This window comes from Fibrisoma montanum (genome assembly GCF_003583365.1).
GTDB classification, from domain to species: domain Bacteria; phylum Bacteroidota; class Bacteroidia; order Cytophagales; family Spirosomataceae; genus Fibrisoma; species Fibrisoma montanum.
The window spans coordinates 1-1,470 of sequence record NZ_QXED01000025.1; the positions used below are offsets into that span (position 1 = coordinate 1).

A 1,470-nucleotide genomic window follows, 5' to 3' on the forward strand; every position below is an offset into this window, starting at 1 on the left:
CAGCCAAGAGCTGCACGGCTACCCCGGCGATGCCAGCCTCACCCGCATCCTGCTGGCCGTTGGCGTTGCTGTCCTCAAAGACCAGATCACCCAGGCTCGCCGTCAGCGGAGCAAAGCCCGCATCGACCGTGGTCAGACTCTGACCTGAGGTCAGGGTGATGTTGCTCACCACCCCGTTGATGGGATCACTGTCTAGGGTATCATCGCCACCTACGTTCGGTGTAGAGGCCGTGAAGTTGGCAGGAGCCGTGAAGCTCACCGAGTAAGGCACACCTGGCGTCAGGCCCGTGAAGCTGTAGACGCCATCAGCGCCCGTCACCACACTGGCCAGGGCCGTACCGTTGCTTACCAAGGTCACCGTCACCGAGGCCAGACCCGTCTCGGCCGCATCCTGCAGGCCGTTGCGGTTAGCATCGACGAAGACCTTGTCACCCAAACTGGCTGGGCGGAAGAAGCCTGCGTCCACCGTCAGGTTGCTCTCGTTAGCGGCCAGCGTGTAGCTGCCACTGCGGCCCGTCACCGGATCGGCGTCACTGTCGGTAGCATCGTTACCTACGTTAGCCACCGTGGCCGTGTAGCCCGTGGGCGTACCAAACACGACTGTGTAGCTTACGCCCGGCGTTAAGCCTGTGAAGCTGTAGACGCCACTGGCGTTGGTGGTGGTCGAGGCCACCGGTGTCACTCCACTGTCAGCCAAGAGCTGCACGGCTACCCCGGCAATACCCACCTCACCCGCATCCTGCTGGCCGTTGGCGTTGCTGTCCTCAAAGACCAGATCACCCAGGCTCGCCGTCAGCGGAGCAAAGCCCGCATCGACGGTGGTCAGACTCTGACCCGAGGTCAGGGTGATGTTGGTCACCACCCCGTCGATGGGGTCACTATCTAAGCTGTCATCGCCCCCTACGTTGGGCGTAGACGCCGTGAAGTTCTGAGGAGCCGTGAAGCTCACTGAGTAAGGCACACCCGGCGTCAGGCCCGTGAAGCTGTAGACACCATCAGCGCCCGTCACCACACTGGCCAGGGCCGTGCCGTTGCTCACCAGCGTTACCGTCACCGAAGCTAGGCCCGTCTCCGAGGGCTGTTGCAGCCCATCGCGGTTGGCATCGACAAAGACCTTGTCACCCAGCGAGGCCGGGCGGAAGAAGCCTGCGTCCACCGTCAGGTTGCTCTCGTTGGCCGCCAGCGTGTAGCTGCCACTGCGACCCGTCACCGGATCGGCATCACTGTCGGTGGCATCGTTACCTACGTTAGCCACCGTGGCCGTATAGCCCGTGGGCGTACCAAACACGACTGTGTAGCTCACCCCAGGCGTCAGGCCCGTGAAGCTGTAGACGCCACTGGCGTTGGTGGTGGTCGAGGCCACCGGTGTCACTCCACCGTCAGCCAAGAGCTGCACGGCTACCCCGGCGATGCCCACCTCACCCGCATCCTGCTGGCCGTTGGCGTTGCTGTCCTCGAAGACCAGATCAC

The 1,470-nt window shown here is 63.3% G+C and carries 1 protein-coding gene; it reads right to left on the reverse strand.

The features are described 5' to 3' along the window. On the reverse strand, positions 1–1,470 hold a 1,470-nt coding region (locus DYU11_RS32805), incomplete at both ends, for an SdrD B-like domain-containing protein (RefSeq protein ID WP_310589526.1).